The sequence below is a fragment of the Ancylobacter radicis genome (genome assembly GCF_018449475.1).
Classification (GTDB): Bacteria; Pseudomonadota; Alphaproteobacteria; order Rhizobiales; family Xanthobacteraceae; genus Ancylobacter; species Ancylobacter radicis.
Window position 1 is genome coordinate 82,854 of the sequence record NZ_JAHCQH010000004.1, and the last position, 24,445, is coordinate 107,298.

Sequence of the window (24,445 nt, forward strand, 5' to 3'; positions counted from 1 at the left end):
GGTCGTGACGCTGGCCGGCGCCGGGCCGATCGAGGTCTTCCGGTTCGAGCGACTCGACATGCGCCTCGATCCGGCTCCCTGCGCCCTGTCCATGGAGAACCGGCCGGCCATCGACGCGCATTTCGCCGAACGCGTGCGGCGTCAGCCCGACATCTGGAACGGGCCCGTTCTTCTCCTCGTCGACCATGACATCGACGGCCCCGTTCTGACCGGGCGCTATGCACAGGCGGATTATGCCTCGCTGCTCTGGCTGCTGGCGACCGAACCTGCGCACCCCCGCGCCCGCAACGCCTTTGCCATGGGCGCGCTGCGCGGGGCTGATGGCGGTTTCGTGCTCGCCCGCATGGCGCCGTGGACCGCCAATGCCGGCCGCATCTACTTCGCCGCCGGCACGCCCGACCCCTCCGACGTAACGCCGGACGGGCGGGTCGATCTGGACGGCAGCCTGCTGCGCGAGCTCACCGAAGAAACCGGCATCGCTGCGGCCGAGGTGCGCCCCGCGCCGTTCTGGACCGCGCTGCGCGATGCGCGGCGCCTCGCCCTGTTGCGCGAGATCGTCGCCGAGATGCCCGCCGAGGCGCTCGCCGCCCGCATCCGCGCCCATATCGCCGGTGAGGAGCGGCCGGAGATCGACGCGGTGATTATCGCGCGCGGCCCGGACGATCTTGCCGAAGGGATGCCGCCTTTCATCCGTAGCTATCTCCAGTCCGCCTGGGGATGCTCCGAAAACGCGCGTGACTTTTCGGACTAATCAGTTCGAAAATGGCACGAGGCTCGCATGGAAGGGCGCCTTGCACGGCGTGATCGGCATCATCCTGGCCGTACCACCGTCTTTTGCTCGGGGAGATGAGAGAAATGGTCGTCAAGTCGTCCGGCACCCTGCTGCTTTTTTCCGCAGGAAGCATTGATCGGCGGCAGCTCCTGGCGCTCGGCGCCGGCGCGCTCGCGCTGACCACCTTTGGCGGCGCGGCTTTCGCCGCCAAGCCCACGCCCATCAAGGTCGCCGCCATCTTCACCGTTCCGGTGGAACAGCAATGGGTGTCGCGCATCCATAAGGCGCTGAAGGCCGCCGAGGCGCGCGGCGACATCACCTATAAGTTCTCCGAGAATGTCGCCAACACCGATTATGAGCGGGTGATGCGGCAATACTCGCAGGAGGGCGCCGACCTCGTGGTCGGCGAGGTTTTCGCGGTCGAGCGTCCGGCCCGCAAGGTGGCGGCGGACTATCCCAAGACGGCCTATCTCATGGGCTCGTCCTTCGGCCCGACCAAGCCGAACTTCTCGGTGTTCGACAATTTCATCCATGAGCCGTCCTTCCTGACCGGCATGGTGGCCGGCAAGACCACCAAGTCCAACGTCATCGGCCTGGTCGGTGGCTATGCGATCCCGGAGGTGAACCGGCTGATGCAGGCCTTCATGGAGGGCGCGCTGTCGGTGAACCCGAACGTGAAGTTCATCGTCACCTTCATCAACTCCTGGTACGACCCGCCCAAGGCCAAGGAGGCCGCCTTCGCCCAGATCGACAAGGGCGCGGACGTTCTCTACGCCGAGCGTTTCGGCGTGTCGGACGCGGCCAAGGAACGCGGCGTGAAGGCGATCGGCAACGTGATCGACACCTCCGCCCAGTATCCGGGCACGGTGGTCGCCTCGGCGCTCTGGCACATGGAGCCGACCATCGACCGCGCCATCAAGGCGGTGATCGACGGCACCTTCACCGCCGAGGATTACGGCCCGTTCAGCTACATGGCCCATGGCGGCGCGAGCCTCGCCCCGCTCGACCCCAAGGTCGTGCCGCCGGAGGTGATCGACGTCGTCCTTCTCAAGGAGAAGGAGATCAAGGACGGCCTGTTCCGCGTCAACGTGAACGACGGCGAGCCCAAATCGACGATGTGAGTCGATAATAGGCCCGCTGCCTTCCCCCTCTCCCCGCCGGGGAGAGGGGTGGGGTGAGGGGCCGTGCTCTACCCCCTCACCCGGCCGCTTTGCGGCCGACCTCTCCCCGTCGGGGAGAGGTGCAGATCGCGCCCCAGGCGGCAGTTCACATGCACCCCGATCCCCGCCCGCTCGTCCTCTCGCTTGCCGGCATCACCAAGCGTTTCGGCCCGCTGACGGCGAACGACCAGATCGACCTTGATGTGCGGGCGGGCGAGATCGTGGCGCTGCTCGGCGAGAACGGCGCCGGCAAGACCACACTGATGAGCATCCTGTTCGGCCACTACATCGCCGATGAGGGGACGGTGCACATTGCGGGGGCGGATGGTCAGCTCGTCCCGCTGCCCGGCGGCTCGGCGGATGCCGCATTGAAGGCCGGCATCGGCATGGTGCACCAGCACTTCGCGCTGGCCGAGAATCTCACCGGCTTCGAGAATATCGTGCTGGGCACGCAGCCTCTGTTCAGCCTCACGCTCACCCGCCGTGCCGCCCGTGCCAAGATCGAGCGGCTGATGGCGGAAAGCGGCCTCACCGCCGACCTCGACGTGCCGGTGGCGCGGCTTTCGGTCGGCGAGCAGCAGCGCATCGAGATTCTCAAGGCCCTTTACCGCGACGTGCGCGTGCTCATTCTCGACGAGCCCACGGCGGTGCTCACACCGCAGGAGGCCGACGGCCTCGCCGCCACGGTGCGGGCGCTGGCGGGAAGGGGGCTGGCGGTCATCTTCATCAGCCACAAACTGCACGAAGTGCTGGCGCTGTGCGAGCGCGTCGTCGTGCTGCGCGGCGGCGCCAAGGTGGCGGACCGCCCGACCGCCGGCGCCGACCGGGCGATGCTCGCCGAACTCATGGTCGGGCGGGCCATCCCGCCGCGCGAGCGCCCGCCTTCCACACCGGGCGCACCGGTGCTGAGCCTCAAGGCTGTCAGCGTCGGCTCGCCCGGCCAGCGCGATCGTCTGGAACAGGCGGATCTTGACGTCTGCGCGGGCGAGATCGTCGGTATTGCCGGCGTGTCGGGCAACGGTCAGGGGGCTCTGGCCTCTCTTGTGGCCGGCCTTGCCGCCCCGCGCGAGGGCGAGGCACGGATCGCCGGCGCCCGTCTCGGCCGGGCCGATCCTTCCGGTCGCATTGCGGCCGGTGTCGGCCGTATCCCGGAGGATCGCCATCGCGACGGCACGGTCGGGGCGCTCACCGTGGCGGAGAATTACGTGCTGGAGAGCATTTCCGAGCCGGAGAACCAGTCCGGCGGCTTCCTGCGGCGCGGCGCCATCCGCGCGCGGGCGCAGGAGGCCATTGCCGCCTTTGACGTGCGCTGCCCCGGCCCCGATGCGGCAATCCGCGCCCTGTCCGGCGGCAATATGCAGAAGGTGGTGCTGGCCCGCGCGCTGGCCCGCGAGCCACGCCTCGTGCTGGCCCACCAGCCGACGCGCGGCCTCGACATCGGCGCGACGACCGATGTTCACCGCCGCCTCATCGCCGCGCGCGGGCGCGGTGCGGCGGTGCTGCTGATCTCCGAGGACCTCGACGAACTCTTCGCCCTGTGCGACCGCATCGCCGTAGTCCATGCCGGTCATCTGTCGCCAGCGATGGACACGCAGGGCCTCGACGTGCGCACGGTGGGGCTCATGATGGCCGGGCACGGCGCGGGGGAGGCGGCGTGATGGGGCTCGCGGTCGATCACTATCCTTCGAGGCTCGCGGGCCCTGCCTTGGGACACGCTGCTCAAAGTCTGAGGGCAAAGCCTTCGATCGACGTCATCCCCGGGCTTGACCCGGGGATCCCCGCCTTCGACTCAGCTCGCTCTCGGCCAGAAGACGTGGATGGCCGGGTCAAGCCTGGCCATGACGGTGCGCGAATGCATCGCCGACACATGACAAGAGTCGTGCCCGGAGACTCCGCATGATCCGCTTCGTGCCGCGCGCGCGGACCCCGGTCTGGCTCACCGTCGCCGTCTCGGTCGGCTCGGGCCTTGCCGCGCTCCTTCTCACCGCCGTTCCGCTGGCGCTTTCCGGCGCGCCGGTGCTGGCGGCCTTCGTGCTGATGGCGCAGGGCGCGGCGGGCGACGGCTTCGCTCTTGCGGAGACGCTGACCCGCGCCACGCCGCTGATCTTCACCGGCCTTGCCGCCGCCGTCGCCTTCCGGGCCAAGCTCTGGAACATCGGCGCCGAAGGCCAGCTTTATGCCGGGGCGCTGGCCACCGTCGCGCTGGGGGCGGGGCTGATCGAGGCGCCAGCCTATATTCTCGTGCCGACCGTGCTCATCGGCGCCGCCGCGGCCGGCGCGGCGCTGTTGCTCATTCCGGTGCTGTTCAAGACCCGCTTCGGCGCCGACGAGGTGGTCGTCACGCTGCTGATGAATTTCATCGTGCTGCTGTTCGTGCAGATGATGATCGAAGGCCCGATGAAGGACGAGATGGCGATGGGCTGGCCGCAATCGGCGCCCGTGCTCGACGAGGCGACGCTGCCCAAGCTGGTCGCCGGGCTGCGGCTGCACTGGGGCTTGGTCATCGCCGTGGTGGCCGCGCTGGCGCTGCACATCTTCATCACCCGCACCGTCTGGGGCTTCCGCATTCGCGCGGTGGGCGAGAATGCGCGCGCCGCCCGCTATGCCGGCCTTCCCGTCGGCAAGGCGATGGCGCTGGTCGGCGTGCTCTCCGGCGGGCTGGCGGGGCTGGCCGGAGCCAGCGAGGTGGCGGGGCTCAAGGGCTATCTCACCTCCGATCTCTCGCCCGGCTTCGGCTATGCCGGCATCGTCGTCGCGACGCTGGCGAACCTGTCACCGCTCGGCGTCGTTCCCGCCGCCATTTTCGTCGCCGGGGTGTTCGTCGGCGCGGATTCGATGAGCCGGGCCATCGGCGTGTCCAATTACCTCGCCGATCTCGTCGTCGCCTTCGCGCTGCTGAGCGTGCTGGTCGGCGGCCTGCTCACCCGCTTCCGCATTGTCGTCGTGCGCCGGGGGACAGCTTGATGTGGGACGCGTTCGACATTCTTCTTCAGGCCAATTTCTGGGCGGCGACCATCCGCATCGCCACGCCGCTGATCTTCGGCGTGCTCGGCGCGCTGCTGTGCGAGCGGGCCGGGGTGCTCAATCTCGGTATTGAGGGCATTTTTGTTGCCGGCGCCATGTCGGGCTGGCTGGCGGTCTATCTCGGCCTGCCGCTCTGGGGCGGCGTGCTGGTGGCGGCGGGGGTCGGCGCGTTGTTCGGGCTGATCCATGGCACGCTCACCGTGCCGCTCGGCCTGTCCCAGCACGTCACCGGCATCGGGGTCACGCTGCTCGCGACCTCGGTGGCGTATTTCGGCTACCGCGTCGCCTTCCCCAATGTCGCGACGCCGCCGCGCATCGAGCCGTTTGCCCCGCTGGATGTGCCCGTGCTCGGCGAGCTGCCGTTCATCGGGCCGATCCTCGGCCAGCAGACCGCCTTCACCGTGCTGGCCTTCGCCTGTGTCGGCATCCTCGCCTTCGTGCTGGCGCGAACCCCGCTGGGCCTCGCGCTGCGGGCGGTGGGCGACAACCCGGAGGCCGTGGAGGCGCAGGGGCTCTCCGTGGTCGGCCTGCGCATGGGGGCGGTGATGGCCGGTTCGGCGCTGATGGCGCTGGGCGGCGCCTTCCTCACGCTGTCCGCCTTCAACGCCTTCTATTTCGGCATGATCAACGGACGCGGCTGGGTGTGCATCGCGCTCACCGTCTTCGCTTCGTGGCGGCCCGGCAAGGCGCTGCTGGGGGCGCTGCTGTTCGGTGCGCTCGACGCCTATCAGCTCCGGCTCCAGACCATCACCGGCGGCGCGGTGCCCAGTCAGATTTTCCTGATGCTGCCCTATCTCTTCTCCATCGCCGCTCTTGTGCTGGTCGCCCGCCGCGCCGACTATCCACGTGCGTTGATGAAGCCCTATTTCAAGGGCCAAAGGTGAGCCGCGAATCCAGATGAGCATCGATCTGCTTGTGAAGAATGCCCGCCTGCCGGACGGGCGCACAGGTGTCGACATCGCCTGCGAGGGTGGCCGTATCATCGCTGTCGAAGCTGGGATCGAGGCCGAGGCGGGCCGGGTCGTCGAGGCCGATGACCGGCTGGTCACCCCGCCCTTCGTCGACGTGCATTTCCACATGGACGCGACGCTGTCGCTTGGCCTGCCGCGGCTCAACACCTCCGGCACGTTGCTGGAGGGCATCGCGCTGTGGGGTGAGCTGAAGCCGCTGCTGACCCATGACGCCGTGGTCGAGCGCGCGCTGGCCTATTGCGATCTCGCGGTCAGCCAGGGCCTGCTTGCCATCCGTTCGCATGTCGATATATGCGACGACCGGCTGCTGGCGGTCGAGGCGCTGCTGGATGTGCGCGAGCGGGTGAAGGACTATATCGACCTCCAACTCGTCGCCTTCCCGCAGGACGGTTATTACCGCTCCCCCAACGCCGCGCGGAACCTCGACCGCGCGCTCGATATGGGCGTCGATGTGGTCGGCGGCATTCCGCATTTCGAGCGCACCATGGCCGATGGCGCGGCCTCGCTGAAGGCGCTGTGCGAGATCGCCGCCGCGCGCGGGCTGCGCGTCGACATTCACTGCGACGAGACCGACGATCCGCTGTCGCGCCACATCGAGGCGCTGGCCTATGAGACGCAGCGGCTCGGCCTGCAAGGCCGGGTGGCGGGCTCGCATCTCACCTCCATGCATTCGATGGACAATTACTATGTCTCGAAGCTGATCCCGCTGATTGCCGAGGCGGGCGTCCACGCCATCGCCAACCCGCTGATCAACATCACCTTGCAGGGCCGGCACGACACCTATCCCAAGCGTCGCGGCATGACGCGGGTGCCGGAACTGCGCGCCGCCGGGGTCAACGTTGCCTTCGGCCATGATTGCGTGATGGACCCCTGGTACTCGCTCGGCTCGGGCGACATGCTGGAGGTGGCGCATATGGCGCTGCATGTGGGTCAGATGACCTCGCGCGAGGCCATGAACTGGTGCCTGGACGCGGTGACCACCAACCCGGCGACGATCATGGGGCTGGAGGGTTACGGCCTCACACCCGGCTGCAACGCCGATTTCCTTGTGTTGCAGGCGGCCGATCCGATCGAGGCGATCCGTCTCAAGGCGGCGCGGCTTTTCGTGGTCCGGCGCGGGCGGGTCATCGCCGAGGGCGCCCCTCGGGTCTCCGCCCTCAGCTTGCCGGGCCGGCCGCCAATGGTCGATCCGGCCGCCTATGCGCCGAAGGAAGCATGAGGCATTTCATATCGGGAAACATATGATGGGCGCGCTATGTATGCTGGTGGCATCCTGTCTCCCATTCGGCGAGTGATCCCGTCTCGCATGTGATCGGTCATGTCGTTCAAAGCCGAAGATATGCCCCCTCTGCCCCATTCCCTTCCGGAGTGCCGGACGGAGGGCTTCGACCTGCTGTACCGGCCGGTCTGGATCCTCGACATGGATGCCATGCGGAAATTCTATGCCAATGGCGCGGCGCGGGCGCTGTGGCGGGTCGAACCGGGCGAGGAGGCGGAATTCTTCGCGCGGGACTTTGCCCCGCATTCTCCAGCGATCCGCTCGCGGCTGACCCGCACGATGGAGCGGCTGCGCGCCGGCGAGGTGTTCACCGAGCGTTGGACCTTCTACCCCAAGAGCCAGCCCTTTACCGCCGCCTGCCTGATGAGCGGCGTGCGGCTGCCCAATGGCCATGCCGGCATGCTGGTCGAGGCGATGGTCGCGGAGACCGAGCCGGAGGATCTGCGGGCGCTGGAGGCGCTGCGCCACACCGGGGTGCTGGTGACGCTCTATGACGAGGCCGGCGCGGTGCTGTACCAGAATCCGGCCGCGGCGCGCGGCTATCCCGGCGAGCATCATCGCTTCATTGATAGCTTCGCGGTTCGGGAGGAGGGGCGGTCGCTCTGGGAGGCGGCGTTTCGCCATGATCCGGCCCGGACGAATGCCTTCATGGGCCAAACTGTCTCTGGCGAGTTCCGCGTGCTCACCAGCGCCGGGGAGCGTTGGCACGGCATCGACCTGCGCACCACGACCGATCCGGTAAGCGGGCATGTCGGGGCGCTGGTGAATGAGCGCGACATCACCGAGCAGATGCGGGCCAAGGCGCGCTCCGAATATCTCTCCACCCACGACATGATGACGGACCTGCTCAACCGGACCACCTTTGTGGAACGGTTGCAGGAGGCCATGGAACAGCCCGGCGCCGCCGGCGCCTTGCTCATGATCGACCTCGACAATTTCAAGGAGGTCAACGACACCTATGGCCATGCGGCGGGCGACGGAGTGCTGCGTGAGATCGGTGCGCGGCTGCGGGCGAGCCTGCGGCCGGGGGACGTGGCGGCGCGCCTGGGCGGGGACGAGTTCGCCCTGCTGCTGGCCCATGTGGTCGACGCGGAGGTGTTGCGGCGGCGCGCCAGCGAGATCGACCTGCGGCTCATCCAGCCCATCGCGGATCCTGTCTCGGGCGCGGTCTTCAGCATGGCGGCAAGCTTCGGCATCGCCACCTGGCCGGAGGATGGCGAGAGCCCGGACACGCTGCAGCGCAACGCCGATCTCGCTCTCTACGCCGCCAAGACCGAGAGCGGTCGACGCGTGCGCCGCTTCAATGTCGGCATGAGGCGCGAGGCCGACGAGCGCCATCAATGCATCCTCGACCTCTCCTCCGCACTGGAGCATGACGAGTTCGAGATGTTCTACCAGCCCATCGTCGATCTCGCGACGCTGGCGCCAAAGGGTTTCGAGGCCTTGCTGCGGTGGCGCCATCCCACGCGCGGCCTTTTGCTGCCCGATTATTTTATCCCGGCGGCCGAGAGTGTCGGGCTGATGGCGCCGATCGGCACGGCGATGTTCGCGCGCATCTGCGCGCAGGTGCGCGCCTGGATCGACGAAGGGCTCGATCCGGGCCGCGTCGCGGTCAATCTTTCAGCGAACCAGTTCCGCAATCGCGCCCTTCCTGATCATATCCTCGCGGAGCTTGACGCGGCTGGCCTCACGCCCGCGCGGATCGAGTTCGAGGTCCCGGAGACGGTGACGCTGGGGCGCAGCGGCGAGGCCGTGGTGGATACGCTCTCGGCACTGCGGCGGGCCGGATTCAGCATCGCGCTGGATGATTTCGGCACCGGCCATGCCTCGCTCACCCATTTGCGGCGCCTGCCGGTCGACGTCATCAAGATCGACCGCAGTTTCATTGCCGACATGGAGCACTCCGCCGCCGACCGTGCCATCGTCCACGCGGTGATCGCGCTGGGCCGGGAACTGGGCATGAGCGTGCTGGCGGAGGGGATCGAGAATGAAGGGCAGCGCGCCTCGCTGCACCTGCTCGGCTGCCATCTCGCCCAGGGCTATCTGTTCGGCCATCCGATGCAGGCGGCCCGCGCGGCCGAATGGATGCAGCGCCAGGCCGCGCGCCTGGGAGCGGGCAGCAAGGTCATCACCTTCCCGGCAGCACCATGACCGTCGGCGTGGTCGGCAGCGTGGCGCGCGAGAACATCATGGTCGCGCTCGGCTGCCGCTGGACGGCATAGCGGCTGTCCGCCAGCCGGGCGAGGAAACGCTCCAGCGTGCTCGGGTTGAAATAGTGCATGGGAATCACGACCGGCGATTCCAGCGCCTTCAGCACCTCGATCATGCCGTCGACATCCAGCGTGTAGCTCCCGTCCACCGGCGCCAGCACGATGTCGATCCGGCCGAGCGCCCCGAGATCTTCCGGCGTCAGAATATGGTGCAGATGGCCGAGATGGGCGATGCACAGGTCGGCGGCGCGGAAGATGAAGATCGAATTGCCGTTCTGGATCGTGCCACCTTCCCAGTCGCGGATATTGGTCGGCAGGTTGCCGATCCACAGATCGTCCACCTCCAGGTCATGGCGCGCCGGCTCGCGGTCCTCCCGCCAGCCCTTGAGCACATGCTCGATGCCGGGATCGGGATTCAGCGAATAATGGGTGGAATGGGCGCGGTTCATGGTGGCGACGCGCGGCACGATGGCGGGGCGCACATAGTCGTTGTAATCGGTTGCCAGCGTCACCCCGCCGGCGGTCTCGATCAGGAAGGTCGCGTGCCCGACAAAGGTCAGGCTGACCTCGCGCGGCTGCGGCATGGCGGCCGGCAGGGCGGTGAGCCGGGGCGGGGAGAGGAAGGGGCTGGTGGCCACCAGCTTCGGGCAACGATCGGCCTGCGCGTGGCCCGGCGTCGCGAGTGGGGGCATCGCGAGGCCGATCAGGCCGAGGATGCAGACGGCGAGCAAACGCGGAAACGGGCTCGGCATGGGCGGGGCTCCGGGCGGGCGTCCGAAGCATCATGGCGCGGGCTGACGCAGGGGCGAGTCACGTTTGCGTGCCGGCTGGCAGCACGTCACTGACAAGCCATCTCAGCGGATGAAGGGGTTGGTCCGCTTTTCCAGCGCGATATTGGTCGCGTTGCCATGGCCGGGCAGCACGGTGAAGGCATCCCCGAGCGGGAGGATCTTCTCCTTGATGCCCTTGATGAGCAGCGGGCCGTCGCCATAGGGGAAATCCGTCCGACCGACCGACCGCTGGAACAGCGTATCGCCGACGATGGCCAGCCGATTGTCATGGTTGACCAGCACGATATGGCCGGGCGTGTGGCCGGGCACATGCAGCACGTCGAAGGCAATGCCGCCAATGTCCACGGTATCGCCTTCGTCGAGCCAGCGGTCCGGGGTCACCGCGCGGCCGGGAATGCCGGTGCGCTCGCCATCGGCGGGCAGGTTGTCGAGCAGGAACCTGTCGCCCTCATGCGGGCCTTCGACCAGAATCTTCAGCGTTTCGGACAGCTCGGCCGCGCCCGCCGCGTGATCGATATGGCCATGCGTGAGCACGATCTTCTCGGCATTGACCTCAAGTTCTTCCAGCGCAGCGAGGATGCGCGGCAGGTCGCCGCCCGGATCGATCACCGCCCCGCGCTTGGTCTCCTCGTCCCAGATGATCGAGCAGTTCTGCTGGAAGGGGGTAACGGGAACGACGGCGACCTTCAGTTGCGGCATTGACGGCTCCTCGACACAGGCTGCGGGACTGTGGTCGATGATATGCCAGCGCGCAAGGGTGGCCGGCGCCCCGGAGTGCGCCGGCCGGGCTTGGCGTCAGCACTGGCCGATATTCGGAATGCAGGCGCCGACGCAGTTGCCGAACAGGCAGGCGCCGACACAGCATTTTCCGGGGCCGCAGCAATCCGAGGGCTGCAGGCCGGCGCTCAGGTCTCGCGCGGCGGTGGTGTGCCGCGCCACGGGGAGGGACTGGGAGGGAAGTCGCATAGTCGCTTTCCTTTCAAGGTCGCTGGCCCGGGAGGCTCGGTGGCTGGTGCCGGCATACGCCGGCGAGACGCCGCTCCCGCAGCGGCGTGTTCGATCAGAGGCACTCGATGCAGTCGCTCATGCCGAGCGCCGCGAAGCACTGGATGCAGGCCCCCGGACCGCCGGCACAGGCCGCGACGCATGCCGCCACGGCGGCGGCGCAGATGACGTTCTCGGGAAATCCGCAACCGGCGGGATGCACCGCGCCATTGAACGGCGCGAAGCTCGGGCTGCGAAGAATGGCGGGGCTCTGGATGGGCATTTTCATGATGATGTTCCTCGTGCTCGGGGTGTGGGCGTCCGCGCCCTGTCGACAGGGCGCAGACAGGGATCAGAGGCGGCAGTGCTGGCTGCACAGAATGCGGCAGGTCTCCCGCATCGGCTTGGGAAGTTCGCTGCAGGCCGCATGGCAGCGGACGCAGTCGGAAAGCGTCATGCCGAGGCGTATCTGCAGCGGCTGCGTTGAGGGCCCGCGCGGTCGCGGCGGGACCTGCGGCGGCAGGCGCATCAGGCTCGCCACGGGCGCGGGTGCGGCGGGCTTGCGCCGGGAAGCTCGCGGGCGCTTTTCCGCCATGGCTAGACTCTCCGCGCCCAACTGCGCACGGTGCCCACCGTCACCGGCACGACATCGCTGACATCGACGGTGAAGCGGTAGATACGGCTCGCGACATTGGTGTTGTCGGGATTGAAGAAGGCGATCTCGACGTCGTAGCAGTCGGAATCGGGCCGGCAGACCGGGCTTTTCTTGACCATGATCGAGTCGAGGTCGAGCTGCTGGCGCGTCGTGCTCTGGAGCACCGAGGCGATCTGGCTCGCATTGGTGGCCGAGTAGTTGAGGGCGCGCTCCTCGCCGGTGATGCCCAAATTGCGCAGGTCATAATAGACGCGGCTGAGGAAGTTGGTCAGTCCGGCGGAAAAGCGGTCATAGGTGTCCTGATCCGTCGCCGCCATCGGTTGCATCCCGAGAATCGCATCAATTATCGCTTGCGGATTCCAGCAGTAGATGCCGCGAATGGCCGGCACGATGACCGGTACCGTTTGCCCCGACTGCAGCCTCGCCGTGCCGCTGATCACGCCGGGAATGGAGACGATCTCCGCGCCCTCGTGGATCTGCGCCTTGAAGGCGTCGCGCAGCATCTTGTAACCGGTATCGCCAAAGGCACCGACCGGGTGGATCGCGTAGATCGGCGTCGCGTCGAGATTGAGCGTCCAGATCACCGACGCGGCGTCGTAGGGCTTGGCATCGAGATGGCCGAGCCAATGATCCGGGTGAAGGGGATTGTTGGCCTCGCCTGCCATCGCCTGCATGAACGAATCGCGCCGGGCTTCCGAACCGAAATCATAGCCGACCCGCCCGAGCGCATAGACGAGCTGTGGTCGGGCGGGCGCTTGACCCTTGCCGCCACAGCCGCATCCGCAGCCGCCGCCTTCGGCTTTTTTCTTGCCCCCGCACCCGCATCCGCAATCGGAGGGTGTCACCGTGGCCTGTTCCGGGCCGGGGCTGGCATCGGTCGCCGAGGGCTCGGGCGCCGGCTCGCCCGATGCCATGATGCGGGCAGAGGCGAGTGGCCGGGGCGCGGTGTCCCGGATCGTGGCGTCGGCGATCGGCACGTGCAGGCTATCGGACATGGCGCATCCCCCTTGAATCCTTGCGGTGGCTCCGATGATGTCGAGACGGCCGGCGAGAAAGCGCGCGCAGTCGGCGGCGCTTTCGTCCGGGCACGGAATGGCGGTCTCAAGCAGCGCCGCGCGGATCGCATGCGGGTCAGGCGCATGTCCGCAGGCTATCTGCAGGGCGGCGAGCCGGGCGGCCTGGCCGGCGACATGGGGCGCGGCATAGCTCGTGCCGCTGCGCCGCGCCGTGCCGCCACCGGCGCGGGCTCCGAGGATCTCCTGGCCCGGCGCGAGCAGGCCCTGCGTCCGGTAAAGGGCACCCCAATTGCTCGAGGCCAGCGGCGCCCCGTCCGTGCCGAGAGCGCCGACCGCGAGCACGGAGGGGACCGCTGCCGGAACATGCAGGCACGCGCACCCGTCATTGCCCGCCGCCGCGATGATGAGCACGTTGCGCTCGGCACAACGGGCGATGGCCTGCGCGAGCACGGGATCGGGCGCGCCGGAGGGCGAGAGCTGCCCTCCGCTTATGTTGATGAAGTGCGCACCGTTTTCCACAGCCACCAGGATCGCCCTGGCGAGATCGAGCTGGGAGGCGGCGAGCCGGTCTCCATCCCCGGTGAAGATGGGAATGATGAGCCCGCGGCAGGCCGGAATCAGGCCGGCCACCTCGCTGCCGATCTGCCCGAACAGCAGGCTCGCCACATGCGTCCCGTGCAGCGTGGCTGCCGAACTGTCGAGAGGCTCGGGCTGGCCAAGCGGCAGTTCTATCTGCGCTCCGCGGAAGCAGGCGTGATCCAGGTCGACGGGGCCGTCCAGTACAGCGACCGTGACCTGCGTCTGTCCCTGCTGACCGGCGGCCGTGATGTGCATTTTGCAACCCCCGGATGCAATTTGCCGTTGTGGGCTCGGTTCGTCAACCTATGATATATGTAAAGTTAAATTATCTACCTTTGATTGCAGTTGCGCGTATGCCGACCTGCGCCGGGTCCGTGATCGGCCGCTTGAGGGAGCGGCGCGCCGCGCCTGTTCGGCCGTGTAGATGAGGTTTCCGTTTTCGCTGCGGATGCTCTATACGCCCGGCCATGAGCACCGAGCCGATCGACAACATCCGCAACTTCTCCATCGTCGCCCACATCGATCATGGGAAGTCGACTCTCGCCGACCGCCTGATCCAGATCACCGGCGGATTGTCGGAGCGCGAGATGTCCGAGCAGGTGCTCGACAGCATGGATATCGAGCGCGAGCGCGGCATCACCATCAAGGCGCAGACCGTGCGCCTGTCCTACCGGGCGAAGGACGGCAAGGATTACATCCTCAACCTCATCGACACGCCCGGCCATGTCGACTTCGCCTATGAGGTGAACCGCTCGCTCGCCGCCGTCGAGGGCTCGCTGCTGGTGGTCGATGCCTCGCAGGGCGTCGAGGCGCAGACGCTGGCGAACGTTTATCAGGCCATCGACAACAATCACGAGATCGTCCCGGTCCTCAACAAGATCGACCTGCCGGCCGCGGAGCCGGACAAGGTGAAGGCGCAGATCGAGGACGTGATCGGTCTCGATGCCTCGAATTCGGTGATGATTTCCGCCAAGACCGGCATCGGCATTCCCGATGTGCTGGAAGCCATCGTCACCCGCCTGCCGCCGCCCAAGGGCGACCGCGACGCCCCGCTCAAGGCGCTGCTGGTCGATAGCTGGTACGATGTCTATCTCGGCGTCGTCGTGCTGGTGCGCATCGTCGACGGCGTGATGAAGAAGGGCCAGCGCATCAAGATGATGCGTACCGAGGCGGTCTATGACGTCGACCGCGTCGGCGTGTTCACGCCCAAGCTCACCGTCCTGTCGCAGCTCGGCCCGGGCGAGATCGGCTTCCTCACCGGCTCGATCAAGGAAGTCGCCGATACCCGCGTCGGCGACACCATCACCGAGGAAAAGCGCCCGACCGCCGAAGCGCTGCCGGGCTTCAAGCCGGCGCAGCCGGTGGTGTTCTGCGGCCTGTTCCCGGTCGATGCCGCCGATTTCGAGGATCTGCGCGCCGCCATGGGCAAGCTGCGCCTCAACGACGCAAGCTTCTCCTTCGAGATGGAGACCTCGGCCGCGCTGGGCTTCGGCTTCCGCTGCGGCTTCCTCGGCCTGCTGCATCTGGAGATCATCCAGGAGCGGCTGGAGCGCGAGTTCAACCTCGACCTGATCGCCACCGCCCCCTCGGTCATCTACGAGATCGAGATGAATGACGGCACCGTGATCGACATGCACAACCCGGCCGACATGCCGGATGTGGTGAAGATCAAGGAGATCCGCGAGCCGTGGATCCGCGCCACCATTCTGACGCCTGACGACTATCTCGGCTCGGTCATCAAGCTGTGCCAGGACCGGCGCGGCAGCCAGATCGAGCTGACCTATGTCGGCGCGCGCGCCATGCTGACCTATGATCTGCCGCTGAACGAGGTGGTGTTCGACTTCTATGATCGGCTGAAGTCGATCTCCAAGGGCTATGCCTCGTTCGATTACCAGATCACCGATTACCGCGTCGGCGATCTCGTGAAGATGTCGATCCTCGTCAATGCCGAGCCGGTGGACGCGCTGTCCATGCTGGTGCACCGCACCCGCGCCGAATATCGCGGCCGCGCCATGTGCGAGAAGCTGAAGGACCTGATCCCGCAGCACCTGTTCCAGATTCCGATCCAGGCGTCGATCGGCGCCAAGATCATTGCCCGCGAGACCATCAAGGCCCTGCGCAAGGACGTGACCGCCAAGTGCTATGGCGGCGACATCAGCCGCAAGCGCAAGCTGCTGGAGAAGCAGAAGGAGGGCAAGAAGAAGATGCGCCAGTTCGGCCGCGTGGAAATCCCGCAGGAAGCCTTCATAGCCGCGCTCAAGGTCGACGACTGAGACATGTCCGTTTCGGTCGAGATAGCCCCACACGCCCGAGAGAGTGCACAGGAGCGGGGCGCGACCGAAGTCGAGATCGTCGAGACGGTTGTGTCAGGCGAATCGTTTCCAGCGAAGTTCGGAAGGGTTGGCTTTCGCCGTAATCACCCTTTCAATTCTCACTGGCGTGGCCAATTCTATACCACCAAACAGATCGAAGTTTTTGCGGTCGAGGAGCACGGTCGCTGGATCGTCGTAACCGTTCTGGTCAAATTCTTCGGAAAGGCGGCGCCATGAAACTCACCCATGATCCGACGCTGAACATCGCCTATATCCGCCTGCGCGAGCCTGCCGGCGAGGTTGAGACCGTTCATATCAGTGATGAGCTGAACGTCGATCTGGCGCCGGACGGATCGATCTACGGCATAGAGCTGTTGAATGCGAATGAACAGCTCGGGGCGCAAGAACCCGTCGCAATCGTCAAGAGTGCATCGGGTTCGGGGAACCGCATCGAGATTTATCGAGACAAGACGGGCGAGTATCGCGTCAGAGGGCTCAGGCCGAATGGCGAGCCTCTCTGGCTGGCTGGACCTTTTACCGGCAAGGCCGAGGCGGTTGCCGCCGTTGAGGAAATGCGGAAGGGTTTCTCCGAAGCCGAGCTTGCGGACCTGACAGCGGCGTGATCTGCCGCGCTCAAGGTGGACGACTGAGCGCGCCTACCCACGGGCGGCCTTTCGTGCTGACATGGTGCCTCCCACAGGGAGGAAACCATGTACAAATTCGAGGTCTACAAGGACAAGGCGGGCGAATTCCGCTTTCGCTTCAAGGCGCCGAACGGCGAGGCGATGTTCAGCTCGGAAGGCTACAAGGCCAAGGCGTCCGCCTTGAGCGCCATCGAGTCGATCAAGAAAAACACCCCCGGCGCGGATCTGGTCGACACGACCAAGGAATGACCGACCCTAATGAAAAGGCCGGGCGCGAGCCCGGCCTTCTGTTTTGTGGGACGTCGCCCGTCAGATGACGTAGGGCGGCACCTTGTAATAGTCGTTCACCTTGCTGTCCCAGTCGCGGTCTTCCCAGGAGCGGTCATCGGCGCTCGCATGGTGGGGCGCGCCGCGCAGCTGCTCCTCGGTGATGTCGACCACATAGCCGTCCAGCGCCTCGTCATAGTTCAGCAGCGACCAGGGCAGGGGATAGTAGTCCTCGCCAAAGCCGAGAAACCCGCCGAAGCTCATCACCGCATAGGCGGTCTGGCCGCTGAGCTTGTCGATCATGATGCGCTCGATGGAGCCGACGCGCTCGCCATCGGGGCGGTACACGGCGGTGCCTTCGACCTTGTCGGAGCCGATCAGCGTCATGGTTTCGCTGGCGGCGAGATTGTGCTGCGTGCTGTCCATATCGTGGCTCTCCTGTTGAATGGCTTGCATTGTCAGGAAAACGACCGAGACAACGTAACGTTCCATGTCAAATTTCGAAGAAAATAAGATGTTCCTGCGGTTCGCCAGCCGCGCGGCGCCGAAAACCTGCGCCGTTCAGCTTCATGTTACCTGTCAGCTGACGCGTCTGGCCGACATGGCGTCCGCCGGCCCCCGACGCTATAAAGCGCGCCAGGTCCGATGCGGAGAATCACCCCTATGCGCCACGCCCGCTCCCTTCCGCTGACGCGGCGCACCGCTCTGGGACTGTTCGGCATGGGTGCCGCGGCCGCACTCGCGGGGCCGGCGACCGCGCAGACGGCGGTCGTCACCGATGTCGATGCGCTGAAGCCCGGACAATATGTCTGGTATCCCGACCGCGCGCCGGACGGTTTCGTCGCCATCATCGTCTCGCTGCCGGACCAGCGTTGCTATGTCTATCGCAACGGCGTCCGCATCGGTGCGTCCACCTGTTCGACCGGCAAGGAAGGCCACGAGACGCCGGTCGGGGTGTTCACCATCCTGCAGAAGGATGTCGATCACCATTCGTCGATCTATGACGACGCCTCCATGCCCTTTACCGAGCGCCTGACCTGGTCGGGCGTCGCGCTGCATGCGGGCGGGCTGCCGGGCTATCCGTCCTCGCATGGCTGTGTTCACCTGCCGCTCGAATTCGCCAAGCTGGTGTTCGGCGTGACGCATTACGGCACGCCGGTCATCATTGCCGATTCCCATTCCCAGCCGGTCGACGTGCTGCATCCCGGACTCGTGCTGCCGGCCGATGCCACGACCGCCATTCAGGCCGACGCGCCAAAGAACGCCAATGGCACGCCCGACACGGAAGCCGCGCCGAACCCGGCGCAGGACGCCGTCTCGCTGATCGTCAGCGGCGCCGACAAGCAGCTCGTTGCCCTCAAGGATGCGGTGGAGGTGCTGCGCGCGCCCGTCACCCTCACCGATCCGCAGACCCCGCTCGGCAATGTCGTCTATGTGCTGAAGCAGGTCGGCGGCGAGGTGTCCTGGACCGCCATTTCCTTCGAGGGCAATGGCGCGGCGGCGGGCAAGGCCACGAGCGCCATCAACCGCATCACCGTCGCGCCGGAGGCCAACCAGCAGCTCGCCAAGCTGCTCGTGCCGGGCTCGACCCTGTTCATCACCGACCTGTCCGCCGCGCCGCAGACGCGCTCCGGCAAGGATTTCGTCGTGCTCTCCCAGGCGATGAGCTAACCGTGCGGGGCGCGGTGATCCTTTTGCTGGCCGCGATGCTGGCGCCCTCCGGCGCGCAGGCGCAGTCCGCCGCCGACACCACGCCCGCCAAGCAATTGTTCGGCGGCGCCAAGGAGCCGGCGGAGCTGTCGACCCGCTCCATCGGCTTCTATTCCAAGGGCTGCCTCGCCGGTGCGATCGCCCTGCCGATCAACGGCAAGGCGTGGCAGGCGATGCGCCTGTCGCGCAACCGCAGCTGGGGCCATCCCGCCCTCGTCGCCTTCTTGGAACGCTTCGCCGCAAAGGTGCCGCAGGTCTCCAAATGGCCGGGCATCCTGGTCGGCGACATGTCGCAGCCGCGCGGCGGGCCGATGCTCACCGGCCACGCCTCGCACCAGATCGGGCTTGATGCCGATATCTGGCTGACCCCGATGCCGAAGCGCGCCTTCACGCCTGAGGAGCGCGAGAAGATTTCCGCCACCATGATCGTGCGGCCCGACCGGCGGGACGTCGATACGGCGGTGTGGACGCCCTCGCATATCGCCGTCATCCGCGCGGCGGCGCAGGACCCGGATGTCGAGCGCGTGCTGGTCAACGCGGCCATCAAGAAGGCGCTGTGCCGCGATGCCACGGGCGACCGGACATGGCTCCAGAAGGTCCGCCCCTATTGGGGCCACGACTACCACATGCATGTGCGCATCGCCTGCCCGGAGGGTAGCCCCGACTGCCGGCCGCAGGACCCGGTGACGCCGGGCGAGGGATGCGGCAGCGCGCTGGACTGGTGGTTCTCGGAGGGCAATATCAACCCCAAGCCGGCGCCCAAGCCCGCCAAGCCGCCACCGCCGATGATGCTGAAGGACCTGCCGCCCGCCTGCCGTCAGGTGCTGCTGGCGCCGTAGCTTTCGCCGATCGTCAAAATGGGGCGCTTATGGCGATGGGGGCTCCTCCCTCTCCCCGCCGGGGAGAGGGTTGGGGTGAGGGGGCACTTCCGCCCGCAGCCGTGTCACCCCTCACCGACCCGCTTCGCGGGCCACCTCTCCCCAATGGGGAGAGGAAAGAGGCCGCTAGGAGGTGCTCCCACTGGGCAACGAGTGGATAGTGTTCTCACCGCCCGTCCTCGAGGATCATTCCCGCCGCCTTCTCGGCGATCATGATGGTCGGCGAATTGGTGTTGCCGGAGGTGATGGTCGGCATGACCGAGGCGTCCGCCACCCGCAGCCCGCCGATCCCGAACACCCGCAGCCGCGCGTCGACCACCGCCATCGGGTCGCTCGGCAGGCCCATCTTCGCCGTGCCGACGGGATGGAAGATGGTGGTGCCGATGTCGCCGGCCGCCCGCGCCAGCGCCTCCGGCGTGTCGTCGATGCTCGGGCCCGGCAGCATCTCGTCCGGCCGGTAGGGCGCCAGCGCCTTCTGCCCGACGATGCGGCGGGCGACCCGGATGCTGTCGGCGGCGACCTGCCGGTCTTCGTCGGTCGCCAGATAGTTCGGGCGAATGCGCGGGGCGGCGGTGGCGTGGGCGCTGGCCAGAGTGAGGTCGCCCCGGCTGGTCGGACGCAGGTTGCACACGCTCATGGTGAAGGCCGGGAAGCTGTGCAGCGGCTCGCCGAACTTGCCGAGCGAGAGCGGCTGCACGTGGAATTCGAGGTCGGCGCGTTCCACCTCGGCCCGCGAGCGGGTGAAGATGCCGAGCTGCGAGGGCGCCATGGTGAGCGGCCCGCGCTGGAACAGCGCGAAGTCCAGCCCCATCTTCGCCCGGCCGAACAGCGAGTGATATTGCTCGTTCAACGTCGGCACGCCCGAGACCTTGTAGATCATCCGCAATTGCAGATGGTCCTGAAGGTTGGCGCCGACGCCCGGCCGGTCGAGCGCGACCGGGATGCCGTGCCCCGCCAGTTCCGCGCCGGGCCCGATGCCGGAGAGCTTCATCAGATGCGGCGAGCCGATGGCGCCGGCGGCGAGGATCACCTCAGCCTTCGCGCGGGCGGTGCGCGTCACCCCATTCTGCCGGTAGACCACGCCAACCGCCCGACCATTCTCGATCAGCACCCGCTCGGTCAAGCAATGGGTTTCCAGCCGGAGATTGTCCCGCTTCAGCGCGGGTTTGAGGAATCCCCGCGCGGCGCTCCAGCGAAAGCCGCGCTTCTGGTTCACCTGGAAATAGGACGACCCCTCATTGTCCCCGGTGTTGAAATCGGCGATCGGCGGGATGCCCGCCTGCTCGGCCGCCTTGCGCACCGTGTCAAGCAGCGTCCAGGTGAGGCGGGGAAACTCCACCCGCCACTCGCCGCCCGCGCCGTGGAATTCGCCCGCGCCGAGATAATGGTCTTCGTGCTTTCGGAACACCGGCAGCACGTCGTCCCAGCCCCAGCCGGTGAGGCCGAGCTGGCGCCAGTGGTCGTAGTCGCCGGCCTGCCCGCGCATATAGATCATGGCGTTGATGGCGGAGGAGCCGCCAATGGTCTTGCCGCGCGGGTAGTTCAGCGCCCGCCCGTTCAGTCCCGGCTCGGCCTCGGTCTTGAAGCACCAGTCGGCGCGCGGATTGCCGATGGCGAAGAGGTAGCCGACCGGGATGTGGAACCAGATCCAGTTGTCACGGCCGCCCGCTTCCAGCACCAGCACGCGGTTCTTCGGATCGGCCGAGAGCCGGTTCGCCAGCACGCAGCCTGCCGAGCCGGCACCGACGATGATGTAGTCATAGGCTTCCGTGTCGGGGGAGGGGGCGGGCATGGGCGATTCCTCGGACGATTCAGCGGTACGTTTCTTGGCCCGCAACCTGCCCGCCACGCCGCCGCGCGACAATGCGCATTCCCGCCCACGCGATGTTCGCAAACGCGGGCTGCGCCCTACTGCGTCAGCTGTTCGGCGAAGATGCCGAGCGCCTTGGCGTAGACCTCGGCCTTGTTCCAGCCGAGCAGCGCCTGGTAGTTCGGCTCGCCCGGTCCCCAGCCGGCGCCGGCGCGCCAGCCATAGCCGCGCAGGTAATTGGCGGTGGAGGCCAGCACGTCGGGCGCGCTGCGCACGAGGTCGGCGCGCCCGTCGCCGTCGAAATCGACCGCGAACTTCGCATAGGAGCTGGCGAGGAACTGCGTCTGGCCGATCTCGCCGGCCCAGGCGCCGCGCATCTCGTCGAGCGTCAGGTCGCCGCGCTGATAGATGCGCAGGGCGTCGAGCAGTTGCGGCGTGAAGAAGCCGGAGCGGCGGCAGTCATAGGAGAGGGTGGCGAGCGAGCGCAGGATCGGCATCTTGCCGATATTGGCGCCGTAATCGGTCTCCATGCCCCAGATCGCCACGAGGATCGGGCCGGGCACGCCATATTGGCGCTCGATGCGCGCCAGCGTCGGTCCGTACTGCTTGAGCATCTGCCGGCCCTTGGCGATACGGCCCTTGGAGATGCGGTTCTTGATGAACTCTTCGAGGCTTACCTTGAAGTGCTTCTGGTTGCGGTCGAGGCTGATGACCTTGGTGTCGTAGGTCACCCCGTCCAGCGTGCGCAGCGTCGCCGGGGTGATGCCCTGCGCCACGGCTTCGCGGCGGAACTCGCCCAGCCAGGCATTGAAGCCGGAGGCGTCATTGCCGCATTGCGCCGCCTGCGCGGGGGCCGCGAGGGCGAGGAACGCGGCGGCGCCGGCAGCGGCGAGAAGGGCACAGGCTCGGACGGTGCGCGTGGCGGTCTGGTTCAGCATGGTTCCTCCCCGGAGTATTTCTTCCATCATGCACGCGGCTGATGAACGCGCGGTATCCGCCGAGGATCAAATGCCGATGCGGCCAAAGCCGGGCAGCTTGATACCCGGCCGCCGCACATCGAGCCCCGCGACGGCGCCGAGGATGTTCACCTCGATGCCTTCCACCCAAGCGAGGGTGAACCCGGCATAGCCGTCGAGCGACACTTTCAGGCCCGTGCCCGAGGGGGCAAGGCCGAACCAGCCGCCGGCCACCGGATAATCCTTGCCGATGGCGGTGGGCGGCAGGGCGATGGCCATTTCCGGCACCTGCCCGACGACATGGGCGATGAAGGTGTTCGAGTTCGGTCCCGGCCAGACCCGGTAGTCGCCATAGTCCCGGTAGGGATAGCTCTCGACCGCCGCCCGCAGCTTCGGAATCAGCGCGGCGGCCTGCGCGCCGCTCGCCTCGAACACGATCTCCGGCTCGTTGCCATACCAGCGCCCGTCCGGGGCGTAGCCATTGCGGCGCACCGGCGAGCCCCAGCCGACCTTGTCGTAGCGCTCATAGGCCCGCGCGCCGTCGTCCTTCAGCACCAGCCAGGTATGGACGGCGAAGATGCCGCGCCAGCGCCCGACCCGCGCCGCATAGACCCGCACCATGGCGTCGGGATGCGCGTCGGCGGCGGGCAGGGTGCCGGTGCTCGACCAGTCGGCGGTGCGCCAGTTCGCCGACCAGTCGCGCCCGTGCCATTGCACGAGGGCATGGGCGCCGAGCGGCAGGGCGAAGAACAGGAGAAAGGTGAGGAGGAGCATGCGGAAGGCGCGGATCATGGGGTGCTAATCTGTCCCCGATGGCGCCATCCACAAGGCCTTGCGGCGCCGCACGCGAAAATGTGTCCTCTCCGCACCTCCGCGCCGAAAGAGCAGGGCACTGGATTTGCCGCACCGGTCACCACTTTGCGCCCACGACCCGGCGCGGCCCCGGCTTGCGCCCGTCGTACCGACGCGCTCTCATACGTTCCTCTCCGGCGCGGTTCGCGCGCCCGCTCACCATTGCCAGGAGCGACCATGGACGCAGGCGCGCGCTTCTTCGGCGATCTGCTCGGCTCCATCGCTGAGCGCGGCCGCGCGCTGCTCGATATCGGCCGCGAGCGCCGGCCGGCGGGGGCGCTGCGGGCCGCCGGGCTCAAGGATCTGTGCGACCGGCTGCTGTCGGGGCAGGGCGAGGCGTCGGGGGTGGCGCTGGCGCGGGAGATCCTGCTCGCCTATGGCCGGCTGAAGACCGGCGAGCGCAATGCCTTCTTCGAGACGCTGGCGACCTCTTTCGGGCCGGACATGGCCCGGCTCGACGCCGCCATAGCCACTCATGCCGCCGCGCCCTCCGGCGCCTCCATCGCCGAGCTCCACGCCGCGAGCGAACCGCGCCGGCAGGAACTGATCCGGCGGCTGAACCTTGCCCCCGGCGCCACGGCCCGGCTGGTCGCCCTGCGCGCCGACCTGCTCGACGGCCTGCCCCGCCGCCGCGACCTCGCCGAGGTTGACCGCGACTTCACCCATCTGTTCTCATCCTGGTTCAATCGGGGGTTCCTCGTGCTGCGCCGGATCGACTGGTCGACGCCCGCCAATGTGCTCGAAAAGATCATCCGCTATGAAGCGGTCCACGAAATCCGCGACTGGAACGACCTGCGCGCCCGCGTCGACAGCCCGGATCGGCGCTGCTACGCCTTCTTCCATCCCGCGCTGGTCGACGAGCCGCTGATCTTCGTCGAGGTGGCGCTGACCCGCGAGGTGCCCGGCGCCATCGCTCCGATTCTCGCCGAGAAACGCACGCCGCTCGACCCGAAGACGGCGAAGGCGGCGGTGTTCTATTCCATCTCCAACTGCCAGCGCGGGCTTGGCGGGGTGAGCTTCGGCAATTTCCTCATCAAGCAGGTGGTCGAGGAGATTTCCCGCGAATTCCCCAACCTCTCCACCTATGTCACGCTCTCGCCGGTGCCCGGCTTCCGCGCCTTCATCGAGGCGGAGCGGGCTGACCCGGCCTCCCTCGTGCTGACCGGCGAGGACCGCGTCGCGCTCGACGCGCTGGCCGCGAGCGATTCGCCCGATGCCGCGCAGCTCGCGGCGGCGACGGCGACCATCGAGGCGCTGGCGGCGCATTATTTCCTGATCGCCCGCTCGCCCAAGGGCAAGCTGCTCGATCCGGTGGCGCGCTTCCATCTCGGCAATGGCGCGCGGCTGGAGCGGATCAACGCCTTCGGCGACCTGTCCGCCCGCGGCATGGCGCAGGCCTTCGGGCTGATGGTCAACTACCGCTATCTGCTGGAGGATATCGAAGCCAATCACGAGGCCTATTTCGACAAGGGCGAGATCGTCGCCAGTGCCCCGGTGCGCCGTCTCCTGCGCGCGGAAGGGCCCGCCAAACCCGCTGCCGCCAAATCCGCGACCAGCCGGGCGCTCGCCGGCTGA

24 protein-coding genes are annotated in these 24,445 nt (G+C 67.4%); 14 read left to right on the plus strand and 10 right to left on the minus strand.

Annotation, left to right across the window (positions count from 1 at the left end; genetic code table 11):
- Window positions 1-4 precede the first annotated feature (4 nt).
- From KIP89_RS00635 to KIP89_RS00665, 7 genes are all read left to right on the plus strand, one after another.
- Window positions 5-751 (plus strand): NUDIX hydrolase, encoded by a 747-nt coding sequence (locus KIP89_RS00635; RefSeq protein WP_369807013.1) that lies wholly within the window; start codon window positions 5-7, stop codon window positions 749-751.
- Window positions 752-855: 104 nt separating this feature from the next.
- A complete protein-coding gene (locus KIP89_RS00640; protein ID WP_213753481.1) occupies window positions 856-1,893 on the plus strand; it encodes a BMP family protein in 1,038 nt (345 codons plus the stop codon).
- 149 nt (window positions 1,894-2,042) lie between these two features.
- Complete coding sequence (locus KIP89_RS00645; RefSeq protein ID WP_213753482.1) at window positions 2,043-3,590, plus strand: ABC transporter ATP-binding protein; 1,548 nt, start codon at window positions 2,043-2,045, stop codon at window positions 3,588-3,590.
- Window positions 3,591-3,828: 238 nt separating this feature from the next.
- On the plus strand, window positions 3,829-4,896 hold the full coding sequence (locus tag KIP89_RS00650; protein ID WP_213753483.1) for an ABC transporter permease: 1,068 nt from the start codon (window positions 3,829-3,831) through the stop codon (window positions 4,894-4,896).
- Window positions 4,896-5,840: an ABC transporter permease gene (locus KIP89_RS00655; protein ID WP_213753484.1), complete on the plus strand. Its 945-nt coding sequence runs from the start codon at window positions 4,896-4,898 to the stop codon at window positions 5,838-5,840. The genes KIP89_RS00650 and KIP89_RS00655 overlap by 1 nt, the downstream gene beginning before the upstream one ends.
- Before the next feature lie 13 nt (window positions 5,841-5,853).
- Complete coding sequence (locus KIP89_RS00660) at window positions 5,854-7,146, plus strand: amidohydrolase family protein (protein WP_213753485.1); 1,293 nt, start codon at window positions 5,854-5,856, stop codon at window positions 7,144-7,146.
- Window positions 7,147-7,245: 99 nt separating this feature from the next.
- Window positions 7,246-9,357, plus strand: coding sequence for a putative bifunctional diguanylate cyclase/phosphodiesterase (locus KIP89_RS00665; protein ID WP_213753486.1), 2,112 nt, complete (start codon window positions 7,246-7,248; stop codon window positions 9,355-9,357).
- Here the strand turns inward: KIP89_RS00665 and KIP89_RS00670 are convergent.
- From KIP89_RS00670 to KIP89_RS00695, 6 genes are all read right to left on the minus strand, one after another.
- Window positions 9,335-10,168 carry an MBL fold metallo-hydrolase gene (locus KIP89_RS00670; protein WP_213753487.1) on the minus strand — a complete coding sequence of 278 codons (834 nt, stop codon included), beginning with the start codon at window positions 10,166-10,168 and terminating at the stop codon, window positions 9,335-9,337. The genes KIP89_RS00665 and KIP89_RS00670 overlap by 23 nt on opposite strands.
- A 102-nt stretch (window positions 10,169-10,270) precedes the next feature.
- Window positions 10,271-10,906, minus strand: a complete 636-nt coding sequence (locus tag KIP89_RS00675; RefSeq protein ID WP_213753488.1) for an MBL fold metallo-hydrolase — start codon at window positions 10,904-10,906, stop codon at window positions 10,271-10,273.
- Between the two features lie 96 nt (window positions 10,907-11,002).
- Window positions 11,003-11,173: a hypothetical protein gene (locus KIP89_RS00680; RefSeq protein WP_213753489.1), complete on the minus strand. Its 171-nt coding sequence runs from the start codon at window positions 11,171-11,173 to the stop codon at window positions 11,003-11,005.
- A 94-nt stretch (window positions 11,174-11,267) separates the two neighbouring features.
- Complete coding sequence (locus tag KIP89_RS00685) at window positions 11,268-11,480, minus strand: hypothetical protein (protein WP_213753490.1); 213 nt, start codon at window positions 11,478-11,480, stop codon at window positions 11,268-11,270.
- 63 nt (window positions 11,481-11,543) lie between these two features.
- On the minus strand, window positions 11,544-11,786 hold the full coding sequence (locus tag KIP89_RS00690) for a hypothetical protein (RefSeq protein WP_213753491.1): 243 nt from the start codon (window positions 11,784-11,786) through the stop codon (window positions 11,544-11,546).
- Between the two features lie 2 nt (window positions 11,787-11,788).
- Window positions 11,789-13,696 (minus strand): PatA/PatG family cyanobactin maturation protease, encoded by a 1,908-nt coding sequence (locus KIP89_RS00695; protein ID WP_213753492.1) that lies wholly within the window; start codon window positions 13,694-13,696, stop codon window positions 11,789-11,791.
- A 212-nt stretch (window positions 13,697-13,908) separates the two neighbouring features.
- Here KIP89_RS00695 and lepA point away from each other — a divergent pair, with 212 nt between their 5' ends.
- From lepA to KIP89_RS00715, 4 genes are all read left to right on the plus strand, one after another.
- Window positions 13,909-15,714 (plus strand): translation elongation factor 4, encoded by a 1,806-nt coding sequence (gene lepA, locus KIP89_RS00700; RefSeq protein ID WP_213753493.1) that lies wholly within the window; start codon window positions 13,909-13,911, stop codon window positions 15,712-15,714.
- A gap of 3 nt (window positions 15,715-15,717) precedes the next feature.
- Complete coding sequence (locus KIP89_RS00705; protein ID WP_213753494.1) at window positions 15,718-15,990, plus strand: hypothetical protein; 273 nt, start codon at window positions 15,718-15,720, stop codon at window positions 15,988-15,990.
- On the plus strand, window positions 15,987-16,376 hold the full coding sequence (locus KIP89_RS00710) for a DUF2283 domain-containing protein (RefSeq protein WP_213753495.1): 390 nt from the start codon (window positions 15,987-15,989) through the stop codon (window positions 16,374-16,376). The genes KIP89_RS00705 and KIP89_RS00710 overlap by 4 nt, the downstream gene beginning before the upstream one ends.
- Window positions 16,377-16,463: 87 nt before the next feature.
- Window positions 16,464-16,646: a YegP family protein gene (locus tag KIP89_RS00715; protein WP_213753496.1), complete on the plus strand. Its 183-nt coding sequence runs from the start codon at window positions 16,464-16,466 to the stop codon at window positions 16,644-16,646.
- A 60-nt stretch (window positions 16,647-16,706) separates the two neighbouring features.
- Here the strand turns inward: KIP89_RS00715 and KIP89_RS00720 are convergent, their stop codons facing one another.
- Window positions 16,707-17,090, minus strand: coding sequence for a PRC-barrel domain-containing protein (locus tag KIP89_RS00720; protein ID WP_213753497.1), 384 nt, complete (start codon window positions 17,088-17,090; stop codon window positions 16,707-16,709).
- A 237-nt stretch (window positions 17,091-17,327) separates the two neighbouring features.
- Between KIP89_RS00720 and KIP89_RS00725 the strand changes: the two genes are divergently transcribed.
- Window positions 17,328-18,335, plus strand: a complete 1,008-nt coding sequence (locus KIP89_RS00725; protein WP_213753498.1) for a L,D-transpeptidase — start codon at window positions 17,328-17,330, stop codon at window positions 18,333-18,335.
- 35 nt (window positions 18,336-18,370) lie between these two features.
- Window positions 18,371-19,213, plus strand: coding sequence for a penicillin-insensitive murein endopeptidase (gene mepA, locus KIP89_RS00730; RefSeq protein ID WP_213753662.1), 843 nt, complete (start codon window positions 18,371-18,373; stop codon window positions 19,211-19,213).
- 205 nt (window positions 19,214-19,418) lie between these two features.
- Here mepA and KIP89_RS00735 read toward each other — a convergent pair whose 3' ends face one another.
- From KIP89_RS00735 to KIP89_RS00745, 3 genes are all read right to left on the minus strand, one after another.
- Entirely contained in the window at window positions 19,419-21,044 is a 1,626-nt protein-coding gene (locus KIP89_RS00735) for a GMC family oxidoreductase (protein WP_213753499.1), read from the minus strand.
- Window positions 21,045-21,160: 116 nt separating this feature from the next.
- Complete coding sequence (locus KIP89_RS00740; protein ID WP_213753500.1) at window positions 21,161-22,000, minus strand: lytic murein transglycosylase; 840 nt, start codon at window positions 21,998-22,000, stop codon at window positions 21,161-21,163.
- Between the two features lie 66 nt (window positions 22,001-22,066).
- Entirely contained in the window at window positions 22,067-22,810 is a 744-nt protein-coding gene (locus KIP89_RS00745; RefSeq protein ID WP_213753501.1) for a DUF3750 domain-containing protein, read from the minus strand.
- 237 nt (window positions 22,811-23,047) lie between these two features.
- Between KIP89_RS00745 and KIP89_RS00750 the strand changes: the two genes are divergently transcribed.
- Window positions 23,048-24,445, plus strand: a complete 1,398-nt coding sequence (locus tag KIP89_RS00750; RefSeq protein WP_213753502.1) for a malonyl-CoA decarboxylase — start codon at window positions 23,048-23,050, stop codon at window positions 24,443-24,445.